This window comes from Pseudomonas sp. 2822-17 (assembly GCF_002742485.1).
GTDB classification, from domain to species: domain Bacteria; phylum Pseudomonadota; class Gammaproteobacteria; order Pseudomonadales; family Pseudomonadaceae; genus Aquipseudomonas; species Aquipseudomonas cyclaminis.
The window spans coordinates 23,615-50,167 of record NZ_LJRZ01000319.1 but is presented as its reverse complement, the minus strand read 5'-3'; the positions used below and the strand labels follow the sequence as shown (position 1 = coordinate 50,167).

The window sequence follows — 26,553 nt, the reverse complement described above, 5'->3', positions numbered from 1 at the left end:
TCGAGCCCTACCTGACACTGACCATGGATGGGCACTCACGCCACGGCACCCCGCATCAGTTCGTCCTGGCCGAAGTCAAAACGTCCCAGTACTTTCACCTTCGAGGTGCTTCCCAGTTCAGCAAAGGACAGCACCGGAACATGGTTGAACTCCTCCAGCAGCAGGGTACGTAGAGGGCTGCGCAAGTCCTGCGCTACCAACATCACGCTTTTGGTTTTTGGACGTAAGGTAAAGGCCTGGTTGAGCAGGCTGACCAGCGCTGCACTGCTCTCATCGTCAAGCGCAAAAAACACCCCGGTCTGAGTCTGGCGCAGCGCCTCGCGCAAGGTGTTTTCGCTCTGTGGTGACAACAACCACACGTGCAGGCCATCAGCTTCACTGTACTGGTGAAATATCTGGGACTTGAGGGCAATACGGGCATAGCCGGCCAATGCCTCCGGCTCACGTTCATGCTGGCCATATTCGATCAGCGACTCGACGATCAGCCGCACTGCGCGCAGCGGCACGCCTTCACCGGCCAGTCGTTGCAATACCGCTGAAAACCGCGAAAGCGGCATGATGCGTTGTAACTCTTGCACCAGTTCGGGCTGGTTGTGCTCCAGCCAACTGAGAATCGACTTGCTCTCCTGAATACCCAGGAACTGCGGTCCGCTGAGCATCATCGCTTGCTTCATGCGTTCAATAATCAGGGTCGTTGCACTGAAGCGCTCCAACTGCTGATCATCCAGCACCGGATCATCAGGCCTCACCCAGACCCATTCCTGCTCATCACGCTCGGCCAGCCCTTGCTGGGCGTCTTCCAGCTCAACAGTCAGCGCCTTGCGCTCTACCGCCACGCGGCTGACGACAGAGGCTTTGATCATCGGCACTTCATGCACGCAAAACCGCATTTCATCGTCGGCCAGCGAATCATCCAGCTCGACCTCGAATGGCGGCAACGTGAGCCCGATGTTAGCGACAAGCGCATTGCGTGCCTGGCGGATGCCGTGAATCAAGTCCGTCACTTGCGGCGTCCCTCGCAGTGCAGGGGGAAACTTCAACAAGTAAGGCCGCGACGGATCAAAGCCACGCAGGTCTTCACTGCCGTTCTCTTCAGGGCGTACCGCTTCGGCTGCCTGGGCTTCGGGCTGCGCTTGTTGCTGCCGCTTGCGCGCGAGGTAATAACCCAGAGCCCCGGTCATAATCGAGATAAAGATAAACACGAGTGTGGGCATGCCCGGCACTATCGCGAACGCCAGCATTCCGACCGAAGCAATCATCCAGCTCTTGGGCTCGCTGGTCATTTGCCGGGCAATTTCGGCGCCCATATTGCTGACGCCCTTGCGGCCGTCCGGTGCGACGCGAGTAATGATCATGCCCGCCGTCAGCGAGATCAGCAGCGCAGGAATCTGCGCAATCAGGCCATCACCGATGGTCAGTACGGAATACAGCGAGATCGACTCGGCAGCGCTCAAGCCGTGCTGGAACATTCCCGTGGAGAAGCCGCCCAGCAGGTTGACCAGCACAATGATCAAACCGGCGATGGCGTCGCCCTTGACGAACTTCATCGCCCCGTCCATGGCTCCGAACAATTAGCTTTCACGGGACAACTGCTCGCGCTTGTCCCGCGCTTGCCCGCCGTCAATCAGCCCGGCGCGCAGGTCGCTGTCGATAGACATTTGCTTACCGGGCATCGCATCCAGGCTGAACCGCGCCGCGACTTCGGCGACCCGTTCCGAGCCTTTGGTGATGACCAGAAAGTTGACCAGTGTCAGGATCAGGAAGATCACCATCCCCACCGCCAGATTGCCCCCGACCACAAAGTTGCCGAAGGCCTCGACGATCTCACCGGCGTCCTGTTCCAGCAGGATCAAGCGGGTGGTAGCGATCGACAGCGCCAGACGAAACATCGTGGTCAACAGCAAAATCGACGGGAACGACGAGAACGCCAACGGCCCCGGCAAATACAGCGCCAGCACGATCAACAGGCACGAGATACAAATATTCAGTGCAATAAGGATATCCACCAGCCAGGTGGGCAAAGGCACGATAAAAATAAACACGATGGCCATGACCACCACGGCGCCCAGCACCTCCGCACGCCGTGCCACCTTGAGCAGCACGTTATTGATGACCGCCAGTGCGGTCACGCCCGGTCCCTCGAAAAGCCTGCCACGTAGGCAGAACCCCGTTCGATACGAGCAAACTCATCCATCACCAGCAAAAAGTTGTGCAGGGCCTCCTGACGCCCACGCTGATCACTCCACAACGCGATAGGGAATTGTTGGAACAACGGGTACAGCGCATTGAGCAACACTAGAGAAACCGATGACTTGTCACCAGCCAACTCCTGCACCAGGCTCTGGATCTCCGCAGGGGCGATGCCGCTGCCGGCATAACCCAGCAGGCGCTGCAGCAGGCTGACCGAGTCCTGCTCGATACTCATGCGCTGAATCAGCATCTGGCATGCACCGAGCACCGCACTCAACTGCCCACAGCTTTGCAGGCCCAGTAACAACGTACGCAACTGCGCCGTGGGTACCGACGGCGTGTGTGCCGCAATATCGTCCGCCAAGGCCTTGCGCATCACCATGAGCCCTGCGGCGAAACGGTCGCCACCGTACACGCCCAGCAAGGCCTGCATCATGCGAGCCAGGGACTGGCGCTGCACCACACTCGCGTAGTAGAGCGCCCGCACCGCCTGACACTCCTGCGGATCACCACTGGCCGCATGCAGCGTCATGGCGATGTTGAGCCCGGCCTGGATCTCACCCTTGTAGCGAACCTCCAACTTGGCCAGCGCGTCTCGGGCCAGCCCGGCTTCGGTCTCGCGCAATTCACCTTCGGCCTGGGTCAGGACATGCTTGAGCACCACATACGTGCAAGCAGGATCACGGCCAGTCAGCTCCACTATTGTGTCAACGCTGGGCCGTTGCAGCAGTTGCATCCTGATCCGACGCGCAACAGCGGAAAGGCTTGCATCAGCGGGGAGGCTAAGCAGGCTGTAGAGCCGCTTGAACTGCTCGATGGGCGGCACGCGCACCTCAAACGTACGCTCGCCCAACGGTTGGTTGTTACGCATTGCTTCCTGGCTGAACACGTTGGCCAGTTCATCGATGCCCGTCGTAGCCGACAGCGTCTGGGGTGCGATCCCAGTGCTGGGACCCAGCTGATCCAGATACTGGCTCTTTTGCACTTCAGGGGTGATTTCGACGTTCATGGGCGTGCCGAGATAAGAAGAGTGTGTGCTTGTGTGGCAAGAAACCCCGAGACGGTTCCACTTTTATTCACACCCTGAACTTTTGAAAAAACCGGCACAAAACACCCATGGTTTTTTGCAAAAAACTGCGCAACCAGCATCAGATAAAATATTTTTATTCATATATTTCAGCTGCTTACATAGATCTTCCGTTTGGCACAGCCAGTGCTACAGGGCTTTGCGTCGAAAGCATTTCGACCCGTTCACCCTGAGGAAAAAACCATGAATCTTCCCATTGAAGCTTTAGCTCACCTCGTTGGCAGCTCGCCTCAATTCATGCATCACCTGACAGACGAACAGCAGAAAAAACTCCGACGCTTCATTCACAAACGCGTACTCAACCCGGAAGATGCGGATGACCTTCTGCAACTGACTTACCTGGAAGCATGGCGCAACCGCGAGCGCTTCTGCGGTAACGCATCGCTCAGCACCTGGATGTGTGGCATCGCACAGAACCTGATCCGCAATCATTTCAGGCGCATGTATGCTAAACCTGTGCATTGCGAATTTGATGAGTCGTTGTGGCATGGCCAGGCAGAAAACAACAACCTGGATTGGGAATTTGAGGTCAACCGCCGCCTGGAGAACACCCTGAGCGCCATCGACCATCTGCCAACGGAAATGCGCAAGACGCTATACGCATCGCTGGAAACCGACGGCAGCTACCAGGACACCGCCGACGTATTGGACATTCCTATCGGAACAGTCCGCTCACGCTTGTCGCGCGCGCGCGAACAGCTCAAGCGCGCCACCCAAAACCCGTTTCAACCGTAAGACTGGCTGACAGGCCAAACGTTGGGCGGCAGGGATATCTGCCCAACCGGACTCCACCTGTTTCCAGCCGGCGCCCCCAATGTTGCCAGGCCCCCACCACTGTCCAGACATCACGAAAGCAGAGGCTGGCAGTCACGCAACACCCTCAGTTTCGTTAAACAATTGAAAGCGTAGAAAAAATCTTCACAAAAGTGCTTGACGCATTTGCGTTCTACGCGAATAATGCGCGCCACTTGGCTACGTAGCTCAGTTGGTTAGAGCATAGCATTCATAATGCTGGGGTCCGGGGTTCAAGTCCCTGCGTAGCCACCAAGTACCGATTCATAGATGTCTACAGCAGTCTGTGAATCACCTCAAGAAGCCCGCCTAGTGCGGGCTTTCTTGTGTCTGGAGTTTCATCCAGATCCGCCCCTCACATTACGCATGCTCTCTGAAAGCCTCGATTAAGCACGCGGCAAACGGGTGATTAACCCGTTGCGCGTAAGGCCTGCGAAAGAAGCAGTTGAATCAACTGACGGCGTTGATACGGCCGATCAGGGAGCCGGCTTCAAAGTAATCACCCGCCTGTTTGGCAATCTGAAGTTCACCCGCACAGGGGGCCAGAATCGATGTTTCCATCTTCATCGCTTCGACCACCGCGATCACTTGCCCGGCACTGACCGATTCGCCATCGTCGACGACCCAGGTGTGCAGGTTGCCTGCTACCGGCGTCAGTACCGCGTGCGGATCAACCGCCTCGCGTGTGATTGTGCTTTCGCTGGCGGGACCGGCGGCATTGAGGCTGACACCGCGCAACAGGGCCGCAGGCAGGCCTAGCTCATGGCGCTTGCCGTCGATCTCGACAAAGGTACGCAGCACGTCAGGGTCGGCCGACATGGCGTTGCGCGGCGCGATGGTGATCTGTTCGGCGAAGTCGGTCTCGATCCAGCGGGTGTGCACGGCGAAGCGATCGGCGCCGGTGAAGTCGGCATGATCCATCACGGCCCGGTGGAAAGGCAGTACCGACGCGATGCCCTCGATGTTGAATTCAGCCAGTGCCCGGCGTGCACGGGCGATAGCCTGTTCGCGGGTGGCGCCGCTGACGATCAGTTTGGCCATCATCGAATCGAAGGTGCTGGGCACGCGTGAACCGCTGGTCACGCCGCTGTCCAGGCGCACGCCCGGGCCCGAGGGCGGCACAAACTCGGAAATTTGCCCCGGTGTCGGCAAGAAGCCCTTGCCCGCGTCTTCGGCGTTGATACGAAACTCAAAGCTATGGCCGCGTGGGGTTGGCGTCTCACTGAACGACAAAGGGAAACCGTCGGCGATGCGCAGTTGCTCGATCACCAGATCGACGCCGGTGGTTTCTTCGGTCACCGGGTGCTCGACTTGCAAGCGCGTGTTGACCTCAAGAAACGACAAGGTGCCATCCTGACTGAGCAGGAACTCCACCGTGCCGGCGCCGACGTAGCCGGCCTTGGCGCAGATATCGTGGGCCGACTGATGAATGCGCTGGCGCTGCGTGTCGCTGATAAAGGGCGCGGGCGCCTCTTCCACCAGCTTCTGGTTGCGTCGTTGCAGCGAGCAGTCACGCGTGCCGACCACCACCACCTTGCCGTGTTTGTCGCCCAGAATCTGCGCTTCAATGTGACGAGGGCGGTCGAGGAACTGCTCGACGAAACATTCACCGCGACCAAAGGCGGCTTCGGCTTCACGCACGGCCGAGGCAAACAGCTCGGCGACCTCATCCAGGCGCCAGGCGACTTTCATGCCGCGCCCCCCGCCGCCGAAGGCTGCCTTGATGGCAATCGGCAGGCCATGCTGCTCGGCAAAGGCCAGCACTTGGGCGGCGCTTTCGACAGGTCCGGGTGTACCCGCAACCAGAGGTGCGCCGACCTGCTGGGCCAGTTTCCGCGCTTCGACCTTGTCCCCCAGCACGTCGATGGTCTCTGGGTTGGGACCCACCCAGATCAAGCCAGCGGCGATCACTGCGCGAGCAAAGTCGGCGCGCTCCGACAAAAAACCATAACCCGGGTGCACGGCATCGGCGCCGCTGCGTTTGGCGATGGCCAGGAGTTTTTCGATATCCAGGTAGGTCTCTGCCGGGCGTTGGCCATTCAGCGAAAACGCTTCGTCCGCCTGGCGCACATGCAGGGCGTCGATGTCCGCGTCGGCATACACCGCGACAGACTGCACACCGTAGTCGCGACACGCGCGGGCGATGCGGACGGCGATTTCACCACGGTTGGCGATCAATAATTTTTTCATGGAGTTGTCTTCGCATCGGCAGTTGAAGAAGAGGCGTCTGTGCTGGGTTGGATTTCGTGGAATCCGCCCAGGGGGTTGAAGCGAATCTGCGCGTTGATCGGTATCTGCCCCGCCAGGTCCAAGTGGTGTGTAGCCACTGCGGCGATCACCGGGTAGCCACCGGTCAACGGATGGTCGGCCAAAAACAGCACGGGCTGGCCGCTGGCTGGCACTTGGATAGCGCCGACGGAGGTGCCTTCGCTGGGCAGTTCCTGAGGGTTGCTGCGCGTCAGCGGCGCATCACCGGCCAGGCGAATGCCCACCCGATTGGACTGCGAGGTCACGCGCCAGAGCTGGCCGCTCAGGCGCTGGATCGCGTCTTCGGTAAACCAATCGGTGCGCGGCCCCATGACCACATCAAGGGTAACGATATGGGTCGCCGTCGGCAGCTCAAAGGCCGGGGCTTCGGTCAGCGATACGCTGGTGCCCGTGGTCAGGGTGGTGAAGCCCAGACGATCACCAGCGGCAAGTGCCGCAGGGCCGACCTGGGCCAACGTGTCCGTGGACAAGCTGCCGAGCACCGGCGTGACCTCAAAACCGCCACGAATGGCCAGGTAGCTGCGCAGGCCCGCCAGCGGTGCGCCCAGACTGACACGGTCACCCACGTCCAGTTCGATGGGTTGATAGTTGCTGGCCGGCCATTGCAGGCCACTGGCGTTGGTGATGGTGACCGGCGTGTGCGCACCGGTGATCGCTATCACCGCACGGCCATGGCTAACGAAGCTCAAGCCGCCAAGTACCGACTCTACGCAAGCCATGTCCGAGCGATTGCCCACCGCGCGGTTGGCGGCGCGCAGGGCGCCGAGGTCGAGCGCACCAGAGCGGGAGACGCCTTGACCGGTTTGGCCGGGCCGTCCCATATCCTGCAAGACGCTGTGTAACCCAGGATGGATGATTTCCAGATAAGCACCGCTGGGGGCGGCGGGACGCAGTGCCGCAGCGGGGGTTGGCAGGCCGTTGGCCGGGAGCGGGCCGGCGTCGGTAAAGCGCACTTTATAACCAGGGCGCAGCAGGGCCGGCTCCGTGCGGTTCAGGTCCCACATCTGCAGGGGCGTGACACCGATGATCTGCCAGCCGCCAGGACTGGCTTGCGGATAGACGCCACTGAAATCCCCGGCCAGCGCCACGGCGCCCGCCGGTATGCGGGTGCGAGGAGTTTGTCGGCGCGGCACCTGGAAACCGGCGCCGCCCGTGAGGTAGGCAAACCCCGGCGCGAACCCACAAAAGGCCACGCTGTAGTCATGGGCGGTGTGGCGCTGTATCACTTCGTTACGGCTGATGCCGAGCAGCGTGGCGACCTCGTCGAGGTCTTCGCCGTTGTAATGCACGGGGATTTCCACGCGGCGCTGTTCGCCCTCGCGGCGCTGGCTCAGGTCCCGGCCGGCGATACGATCGACCAGCGCCTGACGCTCTATGGCGCTGGGGCGAAACTGGATCAGCAGCGTCCGCGCAGCAGGCACAATTTCTTCCACGCCCGCAATAGGCTCCGCCATCAGGGCGTCGAACAAAGCCAAGGTCTCGTCGAGATCGTTCAATTCGACGAGCAGGGTGTCCAGGTTGACCGGTAGAAAACGCACGGGAGACTCCTAGACGTGATAGGTGCTGTCAGGCACATCGGTAATGAACATGTGGCCAGGGGCGTGGGTGATCGCGAAAGGCACGCCCGACGCCGCCACCGCCGCCTGGGGCGTCACACCGCAGGCCCAGAACACCGGGACTTCGCCGGGCTCGATGCGCACGGCATCGCCGAAATCGGGTCGACTCAGGTCATGGATGCCCAGCAGCGCGGGCTCTCCGATATGCACCGGAGCGCCGTGGACCGACGGATAACGCCCGGAGATGCCACTGGCCTCGGCCACACGATCGGCCGGGATCGGGCGCATGGACACAACCATTTCACCCTGCAATCGTCCCGCCGGACGGCAAGCGCGGTTGGTCCGGTACATCGGTACGTTGCAGCCATCGGCGATATGCCGCACTTCGATGCCGGCTTCTTGCAAGGCGGTTTCAAAGGTAAAGCTGCAGCCAATCAAAAACGCCACCATATCGGCGTGCTCGGCCCAAGCCTGGGTGGCATCGCTGACTTCCTCGACCAGCTTGCCGTCCCGCCAGATGCGATACAGGGGGATGTCGGTACGCAGGTCGGCGCCTTCAGCCAGCAGTGTTCGCGGGCTGCCCGCGTCGCTGACGTCGAGAATCGGGCAGGCTTTCGGGTTGCGCTGGGCGTACAGCAGAAAGTCGTAGGCCCATTCGCGCGGCAAGGCGATCAGGTTGGCCTGGGTCATGCCCGGCGCGATGCCCGCCGTGGGGGTGACCAGCCCGCCACGGTAGGTTTGACGTGCGTCCTGGGCAGCGGCAATGGCCGCTCGTCGGGCGCGGGCGAGCGTATTCATGGACGACCTCCGGCGAACGGTTGCAGCGACAGGTTGGCCTGCTCCAGCACTCGGCGCAATTCGCGAGCCATCGCTACGGCGGCAGGGCTGTCGCCGTGGACACAGATCGAGTCGGCCTGGATTCGGGTGAGCGTGCCGTCGATGGCTTCGAGGGTGCCGTCTTGCACCAGGCGCAACATGCGTTGAGCCACAAGCTGCGGATCGTGCAGCACGGCGCCCGGTTCGCGTCGCGAAACCAGGGTGCCTTGCGGCGTATAGGCACGGTCGGCGAAGGCCTCGGCGACACACTGCAAGCCCGCGTTACGTGCCCACTCAATCAGCTCGGAGCCAGCCAACGCCACCAGGATCAGCGTGGGATCAATGGCACGGATGGCGGCGATCACCGCCAGCGCCTGGCGACGGTCGTGGGCAATGGTGTTGTACAACGCGCCATGGGGTTTCACGTAACGCACCGAGGTGCCGGCAGCCTTGGCCAAGCCTTGCAGCGCACCGATCTGGTAGATCACGTCGGCGGTGAGTTCATCGCTGGCCAGGTCCATGTTCCGTCGACCGAAACCCACCTTGTCCGGGTAGGCAACGTGGGCGCCAATGGCGACATTTCTTGCGGCGGCGGCTTTGAGTGTCCGCAGGATGCCGGCGGGGTCGCCGGCGTGGAAACCACAGGCGACGTTAGCGCTGGTTACCACATCGAGCATGGCGTCGTCGTCGCCCATGCTCCAGGCGCCGAAGCTTTCGCCGAGGTCGCTGTTGATATCTATCGTTGGCATTCACGTAACTCCTTTTTCGTTATCCGGCTCAGGCGACGCTGAGGATGGCAAAGATCGGCACAACGGATTTGATCGCCATGTACCAGGTCAGCAGGCAGGTCAGAGCGCCCAGGACCAAGAGCCAGCGTGGGTAATGGTAACCGCCCATGAGGTCGGATCGGCGCCAGCCGACGTAGATAAAGATGCTCAGGCCGATGGGCAGTATCAGACCGTTGAACCCGCCGGCAAACAGCAGCAGTGCGGCAGGCGCGGTGCCCAACAGAACAAAGATCAGCAGCGATACGGCGATGAACACAGTGGTGGCACGGTTGCGACTCTGCTCGGTGATGTCCGGCTTGAATACGGTGATAAAGGAAATGGACGTGTACGCGGCACCGATCACACTGGTGATGCTGGCGGCCCAGAGGATGAGGCCGAAGATGCGCAGGCCGATCTGTCCCGCGGCTGCCTGGAAGGCTTGTGCAGCCGGATTGGCGCCCTGCCCCGAGGTGTCGATGACGACGCCGCTGGCAACAACGCCAAGGATGGCGAGAAACAGGATATAGCGCATAAGGCCGGTGACCAGGATGCCGCTCAGGGCCGCCTTGGTCACAGCCTGGAGGTTTTCGACGCCGGTAGCACCGCGATCCAGCAGTTTATGAGCCCCCGCATAGGTGATGTAGCCACCGACCGTGCCTCCAACAATGGTGGTAATGGTGGCAAAGTTGATCTGGTCCGGAAGGACGGTCTGGTAGAGGGCTTCACCCAGAGGCGGGTTGGAGGCGAAGGCCACGAACAGCGTCAAGCCAATCATCACCACGCCCAGCACGACGATCAGCCGATCGACGGCCAACCCGGCGCGGTGAGAGAGGAAGATGCCGATAGCCAGCAGGGCGCTCAGGCCACCGCCCCACTTTGCATCAAGCCCCATCAGCGCATTCAGACCCAGCCCGGCACCGGCGATGTTGCCGACGTTGAACACCAGCCCACCGAAAATCACCAGCACCGCCAGCAGGTAACCGCTGCCTGGAATCGCTTTGTTGGCCACGTCTGCGGCACGCATTCGAGTCAGGGAAACGATACGCCAGACGTTAAGTTGAACCACGAAGTCGATCAGAATCGACGCCAGGATACCGAACGCAAATGCCGCCCCCATCTTGGCCGTGAACGTGGCGGTCTGGGTGATGAATCCAGGGCCGATGGCAGACGTCGCCATCATGAAAATCGCGGCGATCAACGAAGCGCGCCGCGCTTTTGTGAACGCTTGAGGGGTCTGTGTCACGGCATCATTCCTACAGTGAGAGGTAGTTTGACTGAGCAATGAGCATGCCAAGACTCAGGCAAACACCCTGAAATGTAGATGCATCAAGGCATTCTTGTTGAACAATCCATATCCTATAGTTGATCGATTGGCACCAAATTGTTACCTCATACCGCGCATGTGCTACTTAATGACGCATACGACGCGCGTCATCCTTGTGCCACTCACCCGCTCTGATGGAATAATGGAGCGGTTTTCTCACCTAGGATTTTTTATGAACGACGCCTCTTCCGCCCTGCCAAGATCACTGGGAGAAACCATCACCCAGGAAATTCGCAGGATGCTGGTCGAAGGCGAGCTCGTGCCCGGCCAACGCCTTTCAGAAGCGGCACTGGCCGAGAACCTGGATATTTCGCGCAACACGTTGAGAGAGGCCTTCCGGGTCCTGACGCGTGAAGGGTTGCTCAAACACGAACCCAACCGCGGCGTCACGGTGGCGGAACCGGACATGGGGTCGATCATCGACATCTACCGGGTGCGCCGCTTCATCGAGTGCAAGGCGATCGCACAGGGTTACCCCCAGCATCCAGGCACGCTGCACATGCGCGAGGCGGTCGAATTGGGCGTGCGTGCGCGCGAAGCGAAAGACTGGGGCGCGGTCGGCACGGCCAACATGATGTTCCACACCGCTATCGTCGAACTGGCCGACAGCCCGCGCCTGCTGGTGTTCTACGGTCAGATCTCGGCTGAATTGCGGCTGGCGTTCGGGCTGCTCAACGACCCTCAGTTCTTGCATTTGCCGTTTCTCAATATGAACGCTTCGATACTGCAGTGCGTTGAGGAGGGCCGGCCAGACGAGGCGACTGTCATGCTGGATGCCTACCTTGTGCAATCGGAGCGAACGGTGCTGGCCGCCTACGAGCGCAGCCTGAGGCGATAGTCACCCAGCGCCCTATCAAATGAGACGACTTCTCATTAGTATGCCTGCTATTCGCGCAACGCAGCAGTAAGGTATCGGGGCCATGGAGACAGGGACGCCAGGGGATCAGGAAAAACTCAGCGCCGTTTTTATCGGGCAGCGCAGTGCGTTAATCCGTATGCTGTCGCGCGTCGTCGGCTGTTCGAACCAGGCGGAGGACCTGGCCCAGGAAACCTACCTGAAGGTAGCCAAGGCGCTGTACGCCCGCCCCATCGAACACTTGAAGCCGTTTCTTTATCAAACCGCGCAGTACCTGGCCTTTGACCATTTGCGCAGTGTGCGCAGCAAAAGGCGCTATGAGTGCCATTTGGCCGAAAGCCTGGTGGTCGAAGTGCCCACGACGGCGCCCGGGCCGGAGAGTCAGGCTCAGGGCCAGCAGCAACTGCGGCAGTTTCAACAGGTGCTCGCTACCTTGCCCAAACGCCAGCAACAAATCCTGGTTTTACATCGACTGCACGACCTGTCCCAAGGCGAGATCGCCCAGCGCCTGCAGGTATCGTTGAGCACGGTGGAAAAGGACCTGCGCCAAGCCCTCACCGCCTGCGTCAAGCAAACGACCTACCATGATTGATCGCCCCGACATTCCCGATGCCGTACGTGAGCAGGCAGCCGACTGGTTCGCGCTGCGCGATGAGACAGCGCGCAACCTCATCACCCGCCAGCGCTTTGAGCAGTGGCGCACGGCCGATCCCCGGCACGCCAGCGCGTATGCGGAACTGGATACGATGTGGGAAAACCGCGCCTTCGAACAGGCCTTGAAAGACCTCGCCGTCGGCCTCGAATCACCCTCGCCCCCGCTAATCGCCAAGCCTCCCAGGATGCGTTTGACGGCCGCCGCTGCTGCCGTGTTGCTCGCACTGGGCATCGGCTGGATGGCCGATGTGCCGATGCGCCTGCAAGCCGATCACATGACCGACGTTGCGCAGCTGGAACGCTTTGACCTCGAAGACGGCTCGCACATCGTGCTGGGCAGCCACAGCGCAATCAGCACCGCCTTCGACGGCGCGCATCGACGCATCAAGTTGCTGCGCGGCGAGCTCTACGTAGAAGCCGCCCATGATGCCAACCGCCCCATGAGCATCGAGACCGCCGAGGCCAGCGTGACCGTGGTCGGCACGCAATTGAGCGTCAGCCAGCGCAACTCGGGGGTCACCGTCGCCGTGCGCCAGGGCCAAGTGCGCTTCGCCGACCGCAAGGGCGAACAGAGCCTGTTGCACGCGGGCAACTGGCAACAGTTGCGCGATGGACAGTTGCAACCGCTGTCACTGGAAGGCAGTGAACGGCAGATGGCCTGGATCAACGGGCGGCTGTCGTTCCAGAACGCGCCACTGGTGCAGGTACTCGAAGAGATCCGGCGCTATTACCCGGCGCCGATCCTGTTATTCAACGATGCCGCCGCCAGTGAGCGCGTCAGCGGGAATTACCAGTTGGATGACCCCGTGGCGATCGTAAAGGCATTGAGTAAAGTCACGTCCACCCAGGTCCAGCGCCTGCCCGGTGGCATCCTGGTTATCCGCTGACACAGAGCCCCGACACCGTCGAAAAAAGTTTTACGGCTTTCGAAGGTTCAACCCGTCAAGAACTTTGCCTTTGCAAATCATTCCTATTTCTAACGGGGCTCACATGCACTTTCCAGCATTCAATCCGACCCATGCCCGCAGCGTCCTGGCGCTCGCCATTTGCCTGGCGTGCAGCCACGCGGTTGCCGTGGAACCGGCGGGCCAGCTGGCCACTCGCGAAGCGGCGGACACCCGCAGTTTTGCCATCGCCGGCCAGTCGCTGGTCAATGCCCTGGATCAATTGAGTGTGCAGAGCGGGCTGCAAATTGCCTACACGGCTGACCTGGCCCAGGGTGTCGAATCGCCCGGTGTCAACGGCCGCATGACCGCCCTGGAGGCGCTGGCCCAACTGCTCGAAGGTACGCCGCTGAGCTTCGAGCGAAACGGTCCCAACGCGGTGATGCTAACCCGCACCGAACAGCCCGGCGCAGCCTTGCAACTGGGCACCACCACGGTGATCAGCAACCAACTGGGCACCGTCACCGAAGGGACCGGTTCCTACACACCTGGGACGATCGCCACGGCCACGCGCCTGGTGCTCACACCCCGTGAAACGCCGCAGTCCATCAGCGTCGTCACGCGCCAGCACATGGACGACTTCGCCCTCGACAGCGTCGACGACGTGATGCGCCACACGCCCGGCATTACCGTCTCGGCCTACGACACCGACCGCAGCAACTACTACTCGCGCGGTTTCTCGATCAACAACTTCCAATACGACGGCATCCCCTCGGCCGTGCGCAACGTGGCCTATTCGGCGGGCAACACCCTGAGCGACATGGCTATCTATGACCGCGTCGAAGTGCTCAAAGGCGCCTCCGGCCTGCTCAGCGGCGCCGGCTCCCTGGGCGGCACCATCAACCTGGTGCGCAAGAAGCCCACGGCGGAGTTTCTCGGCCACATCACCACGGCAGCCGGCACATGGGACAACTACCGCACGGAAGTGGACGTCAGCGGCCCGCTGACCGAAACCGGCAATGTGCGCGGGCGTGCCGTGGCGGCTTATCAGGACAGCAAGTCGTGGATCGACCGTTACTCGAACAAAAGCTCGGTGTTCTACGGCATCCTTGAATTCGACCTGTCGCCCGACACCCTGCTCACCGTCGGCGCGGACTATCAGGACAGCAAACCCAAAGGCTCGACCTGGTCCGGCAGTTTCCCGCTGTTCAACTATTCGGGTGCGCTCAACGATGCCAAGCGGTCTTTCAGCAATGCCACCGACTGGAGCAGTTGGCAGCAATACACCCGCACGGTGTTCGCGAACCTGGAGCACGACCTCGGCGACGGCTGGGTGACCAAGCTGCAACTGGACCACAAGCTCAACGGCTACGATGCCCAGCTGGGCGCGATCCAGTTCTACCAGCCGGCAGCGGACGGTACTGCAGACATCAACGCGCAGCGCTACAAAGGCGAGACCACCAGCGATTCGGCCGACCTGTACCTCAGCGGCCCGTTCAACTTCCTCGGCCGCGAACATGACCTGGTGGTCGGCGGCTCGATCAGCACCGCCCATTGGAAGGGCAAGGGCTACTGGGATGAAACCTTCCCCACGGCCAACCTCGTCGACTACTTCAACTGGCACGGCAACCTGGCCAAGCCCGACTGGGGCGTGGCCTCGCAAGTCATCGACGACACCATCCGCCAGACCGGCATGTACGTCACCACCCGCTGGAACCTCACCGATGACCTGAAACTGTTGCTGGGCGGTCGCGTGGTCGACTACACCCTGACCGGCAGCACCGACACCTACCGTGAAACCGGTCGTTTCATTCCCTATGCCGGGGCCATTTATGACCTCACGGAAAACCTGTCAGCCTATGTCAGCTACACCGATGTGTTCATGCCCCAGGAAAGCTACAACCTCGACCGCGACCGCAAGCTGATCGACCCGGACGAAGGCGAGAACTACGAAGTGGGCCTCAAGGGCGAGTTCCTTGACGGTCGCATGAACGCCAGCCTGGCGTACTTCGAAGTCAAGGAAAGCAACCGCTCCCTCCCCGACGACGCTTACAACAACCAGACGCCAACCCCGTCCAACTTTGCCTTCAAGGGCACCGACGCGACGACCAAGGGCTATGAGTTGGAACTGTCCGGCGAAATCGCCCCCGGCTGGCAGTTGCAAGGTGGCTACACTCACAAAGTGGTGCGCGACGATGCCGGCAAAAAAATCTCGACCTTCGAACCCGAAGACCAGGTGAGCATGTACACGATCTACAAGCTCAAGGGCGAGTTGGACAAAGTCAGCGTCGGCGGTGGCCTGCGCTGGCAGAACACGGTGTGGCAGGACATCTACAACAGCCCCAAGGGCACTACCGATGAATTCTCCCAGGAGTCCTATTGGGTGGTGGATTTGATGACGCGCTACCAATTCACCAAAAACCTGTCGACCACGCTGAACCTGAACAACGTGTTCGATAAGCACTACTACACCAACGTGGGTTTCTATAACTCCGCCATCTACGGCGCGCCGCGTCACTTCATGCTGACCACACGCTGGGATTTCTGATGACCTGGCCACACGGCCTATCCCAAGGCAGGCCGCTTTTGACGCCCTGCTTTGCCACTGTTAGTGTCCAGCCTCCCACCACACGGAGTGCTTCACGGTGAAACTGGACATCTACCAAGTCGACGCCTTCAGCCAACATCCTTTCGGCGGCAACCCGGCAGCCGTGTGCCCGCTCACCGAGTGGCTGCCTGACGATCAACTGCAAAGTATCGCCGCCGAAAACAACCTCTCCGAAACCGCCTACTTCGTGCCCCGTGATGGGTTCTACGAGTTGCGCTGGTTTACCCCCGAAGTCGAGGTGGACCTGTGTGGCCATGCCACGCTGGCGGCGGCGTGGGTGCTGATTAATCAGTTGCCCGATGCACCCGAAGTGCTGCGCTTTTCCACCCGCAGCGGCGAGCTGCGGGTGACACGCGATGGCGATGAGTTGGCGATGGATTTCCCGGCCAAGACGCCGCAGCTCTGTGAGCCGCCAGCCGGCATGTTGAGTGCCCTGGGGATCGAGCACGCCGAAGTATTCAGCACCGATGACTACATCGTGCTGGTGGCCAACGAAGCCCAGGTCGCTGCGCTGACGCCGAATTTCGCACGGCTCAAGGGCCTGCCTAAACGCGGGATCGCAGTGACCACCCAAGGCACGCAGTTCGATTTTATTTCGCGCTGGTTCGGGCCGAACGTGGGCGTCAATGAAGACCCGGTCACGGGTTCTGCGCACACCTCGCTCGCGCCGTTCTGGGCTGCACGCCTGGGGAAAACAACACTGACGGCGGAACAAGGCGGTAAACGCAAAGGCCAATTGCGCTGCGCGCTCAAAGGCGACCGAGTGATCATTTCCGGCAAGGCCGTGTTGTACATGCAAGGCACGATCTACCTGTAATCGGCAGCAACCAGGGACAACAGATCATTCTCAAAATGAACGGAGTTCAGCACGTGTTTTCGATTTCCCGCCGTCAGTTGTCGGTTATTGCCGCAGCCCTGGCCCTTGTGGCCTGCCACACCCCGGTCAACGAACAACCACCGGCACCGGAGCTGGGCTCGGGCTATCGCACCGACCTGAGCACGCAGCACGCGCAACGGCATATGGCCGCCGCCGCCAACCCGCTGGCCGCCGAAGCCGGCCGCGCGATGTTGCGCCAAGGCGGTTCGGCGATTGATGCCGCCATCGCCATGCAGGCGGTGTTGACCCTGGTGGAACCGCAATCCTCCGGCATCGGCGGCGGTGCGTTCATCATGCTGTGGGATGGGGAAAAGGTGCGCGCCTATGACGGCCGCGAAACGGCACCGGCCGGGGCGACGCAGCGGTTGTTCCTCAATGCCGACGGCACTCCCATGGCCTTCACCGACGCGCAGATCGGCGGGCGCTCGGTGGGCACGCCCGGTGTGTTGCGGGCCTTGGAAATGGCCCATAAGAAGAGCGGCCACCTGCAATGGGCCAAGCTGTTTGAACCGGCGATCCGCTTGTCTGAGCAAGGCTTCGCGATTTCACCACGCTTGCACAGCCTGATCGCAGCAGACCGCTTTATCGCGCAATCGCCAGAGATGGCCGCCTACTTTCTGAATGCCGATGGCACGCCCAAAGCCGCGGGTACGCTGCTGAAAAACCCGGCGCTGGCCGCCGTGTTCAGGCGCATCGCCACAGAGGGTCCGGACGCGTTGTACCACGGGCCGATTGCCTATGAGATCGCACGCAAAGTACAGGGCAATCGCAACCCGGGCAGCCTGTCCCAGACCGACCTCAAGGCTTACGCGGCCAAGGAGCGTGAACCGCTGTGCACCGATTACAAACGCTGGAAAATCTGTGGCATGCCGCCGCCATCGTCAGGTGGGATTGCGGTCGCGCAGATCCTCGGAACGTTGCAGGCCCTGGAAGCCCGCGATCCGCGTCTGGCTATTGCACCGATGACACCGATCAAGAGCGCCTCGCCTGCCGGGCTTGAGCCAATGCCCGAGGCCGTGCACCTGATCGCCGAAGCCGGCCGCCTGGCCTTCGCCGACCGCGCGCTGTATGTGGCTGATGCGGACTTTACGCCGGTGCCGGTGGCTGGCCTGGTCGCGCCGAACTACCTGGCCCAACGCGCCACGTTGATCAGTGAACGCAGCATGGGCATCGCCAAACCGGGCCAGCCTGCGGGCATTCAAGTGGCTTACGCGCCGGACCGTTCGCCGCTGCGCATCTCCACCTCGCAAGTGGTGGCTGTGGATGACTGGGGCGGCGCCGTGTCGATGACCACCACCGTGGAAGCCGCGTTTGGCGCACATGTAATGGTTCAGGGCTTTTTGCTCAACAACCAGATGACCGACTTCTCGTTCATCCCCGAAGAAAACGGCCAGCCCGTCGCCAACCGCGTACAACCCGGCAAACGCCCGCGTTCGGCCATGGCGCCGACGCTGGTATTCGACCGCAAGAGCGGTGAGCTGCTGGCCACGGTGGGGTCACCGGGCGGCTCACAAATCATCGAATATGTGAGCAAATCCCTGGTGGCCATGCTCGACTGGAACCTCGACCCACAGGCCGCCATCAGCCTGCCCAACTTCGGCAGCCGCAACGGCGCTACCGAGTTGGAAGCCGGTTTGTTCAGCCCTGGCGTGAAGCAGGCGTTGAAGGACAAAGGCCATGCGCTGAGCGAGATCGAGATGACCAGCGGCGTGCAGGCGATTGTTCGCACGCGGGATGCTCAGGGCAAGGTGTCGCTGAGCGGCGGCGCGGATCCTCGGCGTGAAGGCGAAGCCCTGGGGGATTGATGAACACACAGCCTCCCCTGTGGCGAGGCGTGGCAAGTCAGCGGCTGATCTTCAGCCCCTTGCGCCCCGCATGCCGTTCCAGCGCCAGCTCAATCAAGCGGCTTACCAACTCGCTGTAGCTCATGCCCGCCGCCTGCCACAGCTTGGGGTACATGCTGATGCGGGTGAAGCCGGGGAGTGAGTTGATTTCGTTGATCAGCACTTCGCCGTCTGGCGTAAGAAACACGTCGACGCGCGCCAGGCCCGAGCAGCCCAACACCTCAAACGCTTCAATGGCCAATTGGCGGATCCGCTCGCTGGCCTCGGGACTGATCGCCGCCGGCACCACCACCTGGGCCGCCTGGTCGTCGATGTATTTGCTGTCGTAGGAATAGAAACCGCTGCTCACCACAATCTCGCCGCAACCGCTGGCGATGGGGTGTTCATTGCCGAGCACGGCACATTCGATTTCACGGCCTTGCACGGCCGATTCGACCAGCACTTTTTCATCGAAACCCAAGGCCAGCTCAACCGCCGCGTGGTACTCGGCTTCATTCGCCACTTTGCTCACGCCCACTGAAGAACCCTGGTTGGCCGGTTTGACGAACATCGGCAGGCCGAGTTTATTCAGCGCAGTGTCGAAGGAAGTACGCGCAGCGTTGCTGCGGGTCAGGGTAATGAACGGCGTCACCGCAATGCCCGCGTCGCGCAGCAGGCGCTTGCTGATGTCCTTGTCCATGCACACCGCCGAACCGAGCACGTCGGAGCCGACGAAAGGCAGGTCAGCCATGCGCAGCAGGCCTTGCAGGCAGCCGTCTTCGCCAAGGGTGCCGTGGACGATGGGAAAGATCACATCAATGTGTGCCAGCAGGTCGTTGCCAGAGGTTTCCACCACTTGCTGGCTGGCTTTGCCGGGCACCACCGCCAGTTCGCGGTTGGATTGGTTGAGGGCGATGAGCGCCGGGTTTTCCTGGTTGATCAGGAAGTTCGAGGTGTCGTTGAGGTGCCAATGGCCAGCCTTGTCGATGCCGATCAGGACGGGCTCGAAGCGCGAACGGTCCAGCGCGTCGACGATATTGCGCGCCGACTGCAATGACACTTCGTGTTCAGCCGAACGGCCCCCAAAAATAATACCGACCCGCAGCTTGCTCATGACCCGACCTCACAAATAAACGTCAGGCTTCTTACCACGGGCCGTCAGCGATTTGCTACAAGATCTGCGCCGAACAACACGTAGCAACCGCCGGCAAAACGATCGAGCCATTTGCGTGAGCGACTGTAGAGACTGGCCATATGCGCACTGGAAAACACCAGCGCCACGCAGGAATACCAACTGAACGACAGGGTAGCCATGAGGGTCACCAGCATAGGCCGCCCCCACCGCCCGCACAATCGTACAAGACCCCGGCAGACAGGCGATGCAGACTGGGTTAACGTAATTCCCTCTCTTTTTGTGACAAGCCACCATGGGCAAACCGACCCCCACCTTCGACTGGCTGCACCGCGCCCCGCACGCCAGCGGCCTGGACCGTATCGAGGCGTACTTTGCGGGCTTTGCGTTCGATCCCCATCGCCATGACACCTACGCCATCGGGCGTACCTTGTCCGGGGTGCAGAGCTTTCACTATCGCGGCGACATGATCCACAGCCTGCCCGGCACGACCATGGTGCTCCATCCCGATGAGACCCACGACGGCCACGCCGGCAGCGACGAGGGCTTCAAGTACCGGATGATTTACGTGGAGCCGTCGCTGATCCAGCAGATTCTCGGCGGCAAGCCGCTGCCGTTTATCCCCAGTGGTTTATCCACCGACCCCAGGCTGTTCCGCGCCAGCGAAGTACTGCTGCAGAACCTCGATCACCCGATTGATCCACTGCAGGAGCAGGACGCGATGTTCGACCTGGCCCACGCGCTCAGCACTGCCGCCGGGGCCATCATCAGCCGCAAGACCTTCGATTACGTGGCCGCCGAACGCGCCCGGGAATTTATCCACAGCGCCCTGGGCCGCAGCATCACCCTGGATGAAATGGCCGACCACGCCGGCCGTGACCGCTGGGCGTTGTCGCGGGATTTTCGTGTGCTGTTCGGCACCAGCCCCTATCGCTACCTGACCATGCGCCGCCTGGATCTGGTGCGCAGCCTGCTGGCCCAAGGGCGTTCATTGGTCGATGCAGCCTTGACCGCCGGATTCACCGACCAGAGTCACATGACCCGGCAGTTTCGCAGCACCTACGGCATGCCGCCGTCGCGCTGGGTGAAGATGCTGGGGCGCTGAGTCAGCGACTTGAGATCGGCTCTTCAAACGAAAAAACCTACGACACCTCAGCATCAGCCCTACGGGTCAGGTCGATAGCTGGTTTGCGAATTGCCCTACGGCGCTGACCACCTTCTGGGCGCCGTCCTGGATTTCCACGATCACCGTACCTGCCTCCGCCGCCAGAGCCAGGCCTTGCTCGGCTTGCAGGCGGCCGTCGGTCATCAGCGCCACCGCGTCGCGGGCCATGTCCTGGTTCTGACGCACCACGCCGACAATTTCTTCGGTGGCTTTGCTGGTACGTGACGCCAGTTGGCGCACCTCATCAGCCACCACCGCAAAACCGCGGCCCTGCTCGCCGGCACGCGCCGCCTCGATGGCCGCGTTAAGCGCCAGCAAGTTGGTCTGTTCAGCGATGCCACTGATGGTCTTGACGATGGTGCCGATGACTTGGGATTGCGCATTCAGCGCCTCGATACCTTCGCCCGCCTGTTGCATGTGCGTGGCCAGGTCGCGCATCACCTCGACCGCCTGAGTCACCACCGTGGTGCCGCGCTGGGCGCTGCTGTCGGTTTGCAAGGACGTGCTGTACGCGATGTTCGCGGCGTCGGCCACCGTCTGTTCACGGTTGACCTGATCGGTGATCACCGTGGCGAACTTGACCACTTTGTACAGCCGCTCGTTGGCGTCCAGCACCGGGTTGTAGGTGGCTTCCAACCACACCACCTGGCCACGGCTGTCCACACGTTTGAAACGCGATGCGACAAACTCACCGTTGTTCAGTCGCTTCCAGAAGGCCTGGTACTCGTCGCTGTTGTATTCCTGCGGCTCACAGAACATACGGTGATGTTTGCCCTGGATCTGCGCCAGGCTGTACCCCATGCCGGCAAGGAAGCGATAGTTCGCGGTGAGCACATGGCCGCCCAGGTCGAACTCGATCACGGCGGTGGAGCGTACCAACGCGGTGATCAGGTTTTCATGCTCACGCGACGCTTCGATGGTGCGCGTGAGGTCGCTGGAAAAAATCGAGAAATGCTTGATGCGTCCATCGGAACTGCGCACCGGCTGCACGATGGAGCGCAGCCAGGCTTCCTGGCCACTGCCACGCATCAGCCGCACGGTGCCAGCGAAGTGTTCGCCACGGCGCAGGGCATTGTTGAAGCGCTGCTGGAATTCATCCCGGCGCACATGGGCCGGCACCAAGTCTTCAATAGGGCGCCCTACAATGTTGCTCGACTGGTAGGCCAGTTCCTGCAGGAAATTGGCATTCGCCCATTCCACCCGACCATCGGCGTCCAGCGTCAGGCACAACATTTCGCTTTCCAGGCTCTCTTTGACCTGCTGCAAGCTGGACAATTCTTCGCGAAGAGCCGACAGCTCCTGCTTCAAACGGGTGTTGAACATTAGGCACCGATGGTCAATTGGAGAGAGTGATCTGACCTGCATCGGCCCTGAGGGGCTTTTCTGAAGCGAACTTCAGTGCCATACCCGACTGTTTTTTTTGACGCCGTTAACCGCCGTTATTTCGACACACGCCCATGACTTGATACTCCAGTGTATTGAGGGCGCCGCTGGAGTCTTCATAGGTCATGCGCGACGGCACCGGGTTACAGGCACGGATCGGCGGCGTGACACTAACCACCTTGGCAATGTCCAGATCCATGCCATAGCGATACACCTGTACTTGAGGCGCCGGCTTGCCCTGCTTTTCGGCATAGGCGGCCATGGCCTTTTCATTGCGCTCCATCATCAGGGCAAAGGTGCGATCACCGCCGTTTTCGGCCAGCGCCCCCAATGACAACGTTGCGATCAATACACCCAAGCCAACGCGATAAAAGTTCATGGTTGATTCCTCGACTGAAAGTTCAGTGCCGAGACTAACCAGCGCACCCTGTCACGAGGTTCACCAGAACATTACTTATTTGTTAGATGCCGGTGAGTTTCCAGAATTGTAATGTTCAAGCCACCTGATCGTTATCCACGGTTTGCAACTATCAGCCCGGGCCAGATCAATAAGAACGCCCACCTCCATAAGAAGCTGATCACTGCCAATACCGAGGAGCGAAACATGCACATCCGTTATTACAGCCTTCCCCTTTCACTGTGCGCCGCGCTGCCCTTGGCCGCTGTGGCCGTGGAAGACAAGGCCGAAGGGTTTATCGAAGGCAGCAGCATCAATGTGCTCGCACGCAATTTTTACTTCAATCGGGACGACCGCAAGGGCCAGTCCAGCCCAACCGGCAATGGCTATTCCGAGGCCTGGGCCCAGGGGTTGATCGGTAAATTCGAGTCCGGCTTTACCCAAGGCACCGTGGGGTTTGGCCTGGACGCGTTTGCCATGATCGGCGTGAAGCTCGACTCGGGCACCGGTCGCAGCGGCGGCAAAGGCTCATTCGGGGTCATGCCCGTGGACAGCAACAACCATCCCGAAGACAGCTACAGCAAAGTCGGCGGCGCGGCGAAACTGCGCGTGCTGGACACGGTGGTCAAGGCCGGCGACGTGTTCCCGCTCACACCGGTAGTGGCCTACGGCGATTCGCGCGTATTGCCGGAAAGTTTTCGCGGCGTGACCTTGCAGAACACCAGCCTGGACGGCCTGACCTTGCAGGGCGGGCGCCTGGACGGCATGAGCCAACCCACCCAAAGCGGCATGAACAAAGGCTTCGCAACGTTTTACGCAGGCCCCGTCGACTCGCCCTGGATCGCCTATGGCGGCGGCGATTACCAGCTCAACAAACACCTCAGCCTGAGCCTGTACGGCAGCCGCCTCAAGGACGCGTGGAACCAGTATTACGCAGGCAGCGCCGCCAGTTACCCGCTGAGCGACGACGTCTCGTTGTTCGGCGACGTCAACGTCTACAAGGCGGTGGACGAAGGTAAAAAACTGCTCGGTGAATTCGATAACACCATCTGGAGTGCCCGGCTCGGCGCGAAGGTCGGCGCTCACAGCCTCGCCGTGTCCCATCAACGCAACAACGGCGATGACGACTTCGACTACCTGCGCAACTCGGACTCGATCTTCCTCAACAACTCGATCCAGTACAGCGACTTCAACTCGCCCAAGGAACGCTCGTGGATGGTCCGCTATGACCTGGACATGCACGCCTTCGGCATCCCCGGCCTGTCGTTCATGACCCGCTACGCCAAAGGCACCGGCGCCGATTACAACAACGCCAACGCGGTGTACATGCGCCGCGACGGGGCCGGCGACCCGCTTACCAATCAACGCCGCTGGGAGCGGGATATCGAAGCCAAATACGTGGTGCAAAGTGGCAATTTGAAAGATCTATCCCTCAGGCTGCGCCAGGCCACCGTGCGCTCAAGTGCATTCGAATCAGACCTGGAAGAAGTTCGCGTGATTGTCGAGTATCCGTTGGCCGTGCTTTAGGTGGTCCACTTACATTCACTTGCCAATGCCGTACATCTCTTAACAAGTTGAAGTCTGTCAGAACTGTAATATCGGCCTCACCTTCTCGTTAAGTTGCACTTTTTATACTGCACATCGAGCACACTTCATCTCTGCAGCTTTTGTGTAGCTCCTTTGGAACAGAGATGATTTTTTACGCCCCGTTTGGGGCGTTTTTTTTGTGCGCGCATCCAGCGACGAATCGTCGCAGCGGCCTGACCTGCCTTGACCCTAAAGCTACTTCAGGCTTCAGAGTTTTCCTACAGACCCCTCAGCGCTTCTATGAGGCCATCTCCTTTCGTTTCCTTGAAGGTAAATCCCCATGCGTATCCTTGTGGTTGAGGACGAGCAGAAAACCGCCGATTACTTGCAGCAAGGCCTGACCGAAAGCGGTTACGTCGTCGACTGCGCCGCCAGCGGCATCGACGGTCTGCACCTGGCCAGGCAGAACACTTATGAACTGGTGATCCTCGACGTCAACCTGCCCAACACCGATGGCTGGGACGTGCTGGAGCAACTGCGCCGCGAGGGCAACCAGCGCGTGATGATGCTGACCGCGCGCGGACGCCTGGCCGACAAGATCAAGGGCCTGGACATGGGCGCCGACGACTACCTGGTCAAACCCTTCGAATTTCCCGAGTTGCTCGCCCGCGTGCGCACCTTGCTGCGGCGCAGTGAACATATCCCGCTGCCGGACGTGCTGCGCGTCTCGGACTTGGAGTTGGACCCGCGTCGGCATCGTGCCTATCGCGGCAACCGACGCATCGACCTGACCACCAAGGAGTTCGCCCTGTTGCATGTGTTGATGCGCCAGACCGGCGAAGTGATGACGCGCACGCAGATCATTTCCCTGGTGTGGGACATGAACTTCGATTGCGACACCAACGTGGTGGAAGTCTCCATCAGCCGCCTGCGCGGCAAGGTCGATGACCAGAGCGAGGTCAAGCTGATCCACACCATTCGCGGCGTGGGCTATGTGCTGGAAGCGCGCCAATGAAGACCAGCAGCCTGTCGATGCGCCTGGGCCTGACGGTCAGCCTGATGGGCGCAGGGCTGGTGGTGCTGCTCGCGACCCTCGCCTACCTGGCCCTGACCCACGAGCTGGAAAACCTCGCGCGCAAGGGCCTGGAAAACAAAATGGAGCAGTTGGAACACAGCCTGCGCCAGGACCTCAAACCCCACGACATCGCCGCCCGCCCCCATTCGTTGCTGGACCTGGTGATGGGCCACGACAATATTTACCTGACCATCACCGGCACCCAGCCTGACGCGCCGGTGCTGCTCAGCGTCGGGGCCAAACCCCAGCAGCCGTTGTTGCTCGACGCACCCGCCGGCAAAAACCTGGCCTACGTGAATTGGGTAGACGGCCGCGACAATCGCATCCTCACCGCCACCCACGTGATGCCGCTGCGCGGTGGCGACTATGTGCGTGTATTGCTGTCGCTGGACCGCTCCGACGATGAAGCGTTGCTCAGCGCCTACCTGCGCTCCACCGTGATCGCCGTGCCGTTGCTGTTGATCCTGATCGGCATGGGCGCCTGGTGGCTGGTGCAGCGCGGCTTGGCACCGTTGAAGCAGTTCAGCCATGTGGCCGCCCAGGTCACCACTCAGGACCTGACCCATCGCTTGTCCGTGGATAACCTGCCCAAGGAACTGGGCGAGTTGGCCCAGGGTTTCAACGTGATGCTCAATCGCCTGGATGCCGGCGTACAGCAGCTGTCGCAATTCTCCGACGACCTGGCCCACGAACTGCGCGCGCCGTTGACCAACCTGATGGGCAAGGCCCAGGTGACGCTGTCTCGCGAGCGGCCTTCGGCAGACTACAAGGCCGGGCTGGAGTCCTGCACCGAGGAAATGGAACGCCTGTCGCGCATCGTTTCCGACATGCTGTTTCTGGCCCAGGTCAGCCACCCGGCGGCACGCGCCGAGTTTGGGGCAGTATCGCTGGGTGACGAAGCGCAGCGGGTGATTGAACTGTTCGCCCTGAGTGCCGAGGACAAGCAAGTAACCCTGAGCCTGCGCGGCGACGCCTGGGTGACCGGGGATCGCCTGATGATCCAGCGCGCCATCTCCAACCTGCTGTCCAACGCGATTCGGCATACACCGAGCGGCGCCAGTGTGTTGCTGCTGGTGGAAACCTACGACCAGAGCGTCGCGCTGTCGGTGGGCAACCCCGGTCGCGGCATCGAAGCGCACCATTTGCCGCACCTGTTCGAACGCTTCTACCGCGCCGACAGCAGCCGCACCCGCGCCGAAGGCGGCACGGGCCTGGGGCTGGCCATCGTGCAATCGATCATGCATTTGCATCAGGGCCACGCCGACGTCAGCAGCCAGCCCGGCGTTTTTACACGGTTCAGCCTGGTGTTTCCGCTTCCCTGACAGTTGTGGTGAGCCCGCTCACCACAAAAAAAATACACCCTAAGCGCCTT

The 26,553-nt window shown here is 61.1% G+C and carries 20 protein-coding genes, 1 tRNA gene and 2 pseudogenes; 12 read left to right on the top strand and 11 right to left on the bottom strand.

Annotated features, from left to right (window positions below):
- Window positions 1–35: 35 nt before the first annotated feature.
- Window positions 36–2,129, bottom strand: a pseudogene (gene sctV / locus AOA60_RS07785) (type III secretion system export apparatus subunit SctV).
- Window positions 2,126–3,199, bottom strand: a complete 1,074-nt coding sequence (sctW, locus tag AOA60_RS07780) for a type III secretion system gatekeeper subunit SctW (protein ID WP_099583930.1) — start codon at window positions 3,197–3,199, stop codon at window positions 2,126–2,128. The pseudogene sctV and the gene sctW overlap by 4 nt, the downstream one beginning before the upstream one ends.
- Before the next feature lie 261 nt (window positions 3,200–3,460).
- Here sctW and AOA60_RS07775 point away from each other — a divergent pair, with 261 nt between their 5' ends.
- Both AOA60_RS07775 and AOA60_RS07770 read left to right on the top strand, forming a co-directional pair.
- A complete protein-coding gene (locus AOA60_RS07775; protein ID WP_099583929.1) occupies window positions 3,461–4,012 on the top strand; it encodes an RNA polymerase sigma factor in 552 nt (183 codons plus the stop codon).
- Between the two features lie 235 nt (window positions 4,013–4,247).
- A tRNA-Met gene (locus AOA60_RS07770) sits at window positions 4,248–4,324 on the top strand.
- Window positions 4,325–4,519: 195 nt separating this feature from the next.
- Here the strand turns inward: AOA60_RS07770 and AOA60_RS07765 are convergent.
- The 5 genes from AOA60_RS07765 to AOA60_RS07745 are packed head-to-tail and all read right to left on the bottom strand — an operon-like array spanning window position 4,520 to window position 10,719.
- Window positions 4,520–6,259, bottom strand: a complete 1,740-nt coding sequence (locus AOA60_RS07765) for a biotin carboxylase N-terminal domain-containing protein (protein ID WP_099583928.1) — start codon at window positions 6,257–6,259, stop codon at window positions 4,520–4,522.
- Window positions 6,256–7,875, bottom strand: a complete 1,620-nt coding sequence (locus tag AOA60_RS07760; protein ID WP_099583927.1) for a 5-oxoprolinase/urea amidolyase family protein — start codon at window positions 7,873–7,875, stop codon at window positions 6,256–6,258. Before AOA60_RS07760 ends, AOA60_RS07765 begins: the two co-directional genes overlap by 4 nt.
- Before the next feature lie 9 nt (window positions 7,876–7,884).
- Window positions 7,885–8,691, bottom strand: a complete 807-nt coding sequence (locus AOA60_RS07755; RefSeq protein ID WP_099583926.1) for a putative hydro-lyase — start codon at window positions 8,689–8,691, stop codon at window positions 7,885–7,887.
- Entirely contained in the window at window positions 8,688–9,458 is a 771-nt protein-coding gene (locus AOA60_RS07750; RefSeq protein ID WP_099583925.1) for a LamB/YcsF family protein, read from the bottom strand. Before AOA60_RS07750 ends, AOA60_RS07755 begins: the two co-directional genes overlap by 4 nt.
- Before the next feature lie 28 nt (window positions 9,459–9,486).
- On the bottom strand, window positions 9,487–10,719 hold the full coding sequence (locus tag AOA60_RS07745; RefSeq protein WP_099583924.1) for an NRAMP family divalent metal transporter: 1,233 nt from the start codon (window positions 10,717–10,719) through the stop codon (window positions 9,487–9,489).
- 253 nt (window positions 10,720–10,972) lie between these two features.
- On the opposite strand from AOA60_RS07745, the gene AOA60_RS07740 reads away from it, so the two are divergent.
- From AOA60_RS07740 to ggt, 6 genes are all read left to right on the top strand, one after another.
- A complete protein-coding gene (locus tag AOA60_RS07740) occupies window positions 10,973–11,638 on the top strand; it encodes a GntR family transcriptional regulator (protein WP_099583923.1) in 666 nt (221 codons plus the stop codon).
- A gap of 82 nt (window positions 11,639–11,720) precedes the next feature.
- On the top strand, window positions 11,721–12,248 hold the full coding sequence (locus tag AOA60_RS07735; RefSeq protein WP_099583922.1) for an RNA polymerase sigma factor: 528 nt from the start codon (window positions 11,721–11,723) through the stop codon (window positions 12,246–12,248).
- Window positions 12,241–13,197: a FecR domain-containing protein gene (locus AOA60_RS07730; protein ID WP_099583921.1), complete on the top strand. Its 957-nt coding sequence runs from the start codon at window positions 12,241–12,243 to the stop codon at window positions 13,195–13,197. Before AOA60_RS07735 ends, AOA60_RS07730 begins: the two co-directional genes overlap by 8 nt.
- A 103-nt stretch (window positions 13,198–13,300) precedes the next feature.
- Complete coding sequence (locus AOA60_RS07725) at window positions 13,301–15,742, top strand: TonB-dependent siderophore receptor (RefSeq protein WP_099583920.1); 2,442 nt, start codon at window positions 13,301–13,303, stop codon at window positions 15,740–15,742.
- A gap of 97 nt (window positions 15,743–15,839) precedes the next feature.
- A complete protein-coding gene (locus tag AOA60_RS07720; protein WP_099583919.1) occupies window positions 15,840–16,619 on the top strand; it encodes a PhzF family phenazine biosynthesis protein in 780 nt (259 codons plus the stop codon).
- Between the two features lie 35 nt (window positions 16,620–16,654).
- Complete coding sequence (ggt, locus tag AOA60_RS07715; RefSeq protein WP_099583918.1) at window positions 16,655–18,484, top strand: gamma-glutamyltransferase; 1,830 nt, start codon at window positions 16,655–16,657, stop codon at window positions 18,482–18,484.
- Window positions 18,485–18,521: 37 nt separating this feature from the next.
- On the opposite strand, the gene ddlA is transcribed toward ggt, so the two are convergent.
- Window positions 18,522–19,616, bottom strand: coding sequence for a D-alanine--D-alanine ligase (gene ddlA / locus AOA60_RS07710; RefSeq protein WP_099583917.1), 1,095 nt, complete (start codon window positions 19,614–19,616; stop codon window positions 18,522–18,524).
- 44 nt (window positions 19,617–19,660) lie between these two features.
- A pseudogene (locus AOA60_RS07705) lies at window positions 19,661–19,834 on the bottom strand (lysine transporter LysE); the annotation flags it as partial.
- Between the two features lie 95 nt (window positions 19,835–19,929).
- Here AOA60_RS07705 and AOA60_RS07700 point away from each other — a divergent pair.
- Entirely contained in the window at window positions 19,930–20,739 is an 810-nt protein-coding gene (locus AOA60_RS07700; protein WP_099583916.1) for an AraC family transcriptional regulator, read from the top strand.
- Window positions 20,740–20,805: 66 nt separating this feature from the next.
- Here the strand turns inward: AOA60_RS07700 and AOA60_RS07695 are convergent, their stop codons facing one another.
- The gene (locus tag AOA60_RS07695) at window positions 20,806–22,122 is read right to left on the bottom strand and encodes a methyl-accepting chemotaxis protein (RefSeq protein ID WP_099583915.1); all 1,317 of its coding nucleotides are present in this window, start codon (window positions 22,120–22,122) and stop codon (window positions 20,806–20,808) included.
- Window positions 22,123–22,228: 106 nt separating this feature from the next.
- Window positions 22,229–22,561 carry a DUF2790 domain-containing protein gene (locus AOA60_RS07690; protein WP_099583914.1) on the bottom strand — a complete coding sequence of 111 codons (333 nt, stop codon included), beginning with the start codon at window positions 22,559–22,561 and terminating at the stop codon, window positions 22,229–22,231.
- A gap of 225 nt (window positions 22,562–22,786) precedes the next feature.
- Here AOA60_RS07690 and AOA60_RS07685 point away from each other — a divergent pair, with 225 nt between their 5' ends.
- The 3 genes from AOA60_RS07685 (at window position 22,787) to AOA60_RS07675 (ending at window position 26,503) form a co-directional block, all read left to right on the top strand.
- On the top strand, window positions 22,787–24,106 hold the full coding sequence (locus AOA60_RS07685; RefSeq protein ID WP_099583992.1) for an OprD family porin: 1,320 nt from the start codon (window positions 22,787–22,789) through the stop codon (window positions 24,104–24,106).
- 340 nt (window positions 24,107–24,446) lie between these two features.
- On the top strand, window positions 24,447–25,121 hold the full coding sequence (locus tag AOA60_RS07680) for a heavy metal response regulator transcription factor (RefSeq protein WP_099583913.1): 675 nt from the start codon (window positions 24,447–24,449) through the stop codon (window positions 25,119–25,121).
- Complete coding sequence (locus tag AOA60_RS07675) at window positions 25,118–26,503, top strand: heavy metal sensor histidine kinase (protein ID WP_099583912.1); 1,386 nt, start codon at window positions 25,118–25,120, stop codon at window positions 26,501–26,503. Before AOA60_RS07680 ends, AOA60_RS07675 begins: the two co-directional genes overlap by 4 nt.
- Window positions 26,504–26,553 lie beyond the last annotated feature (50 nt).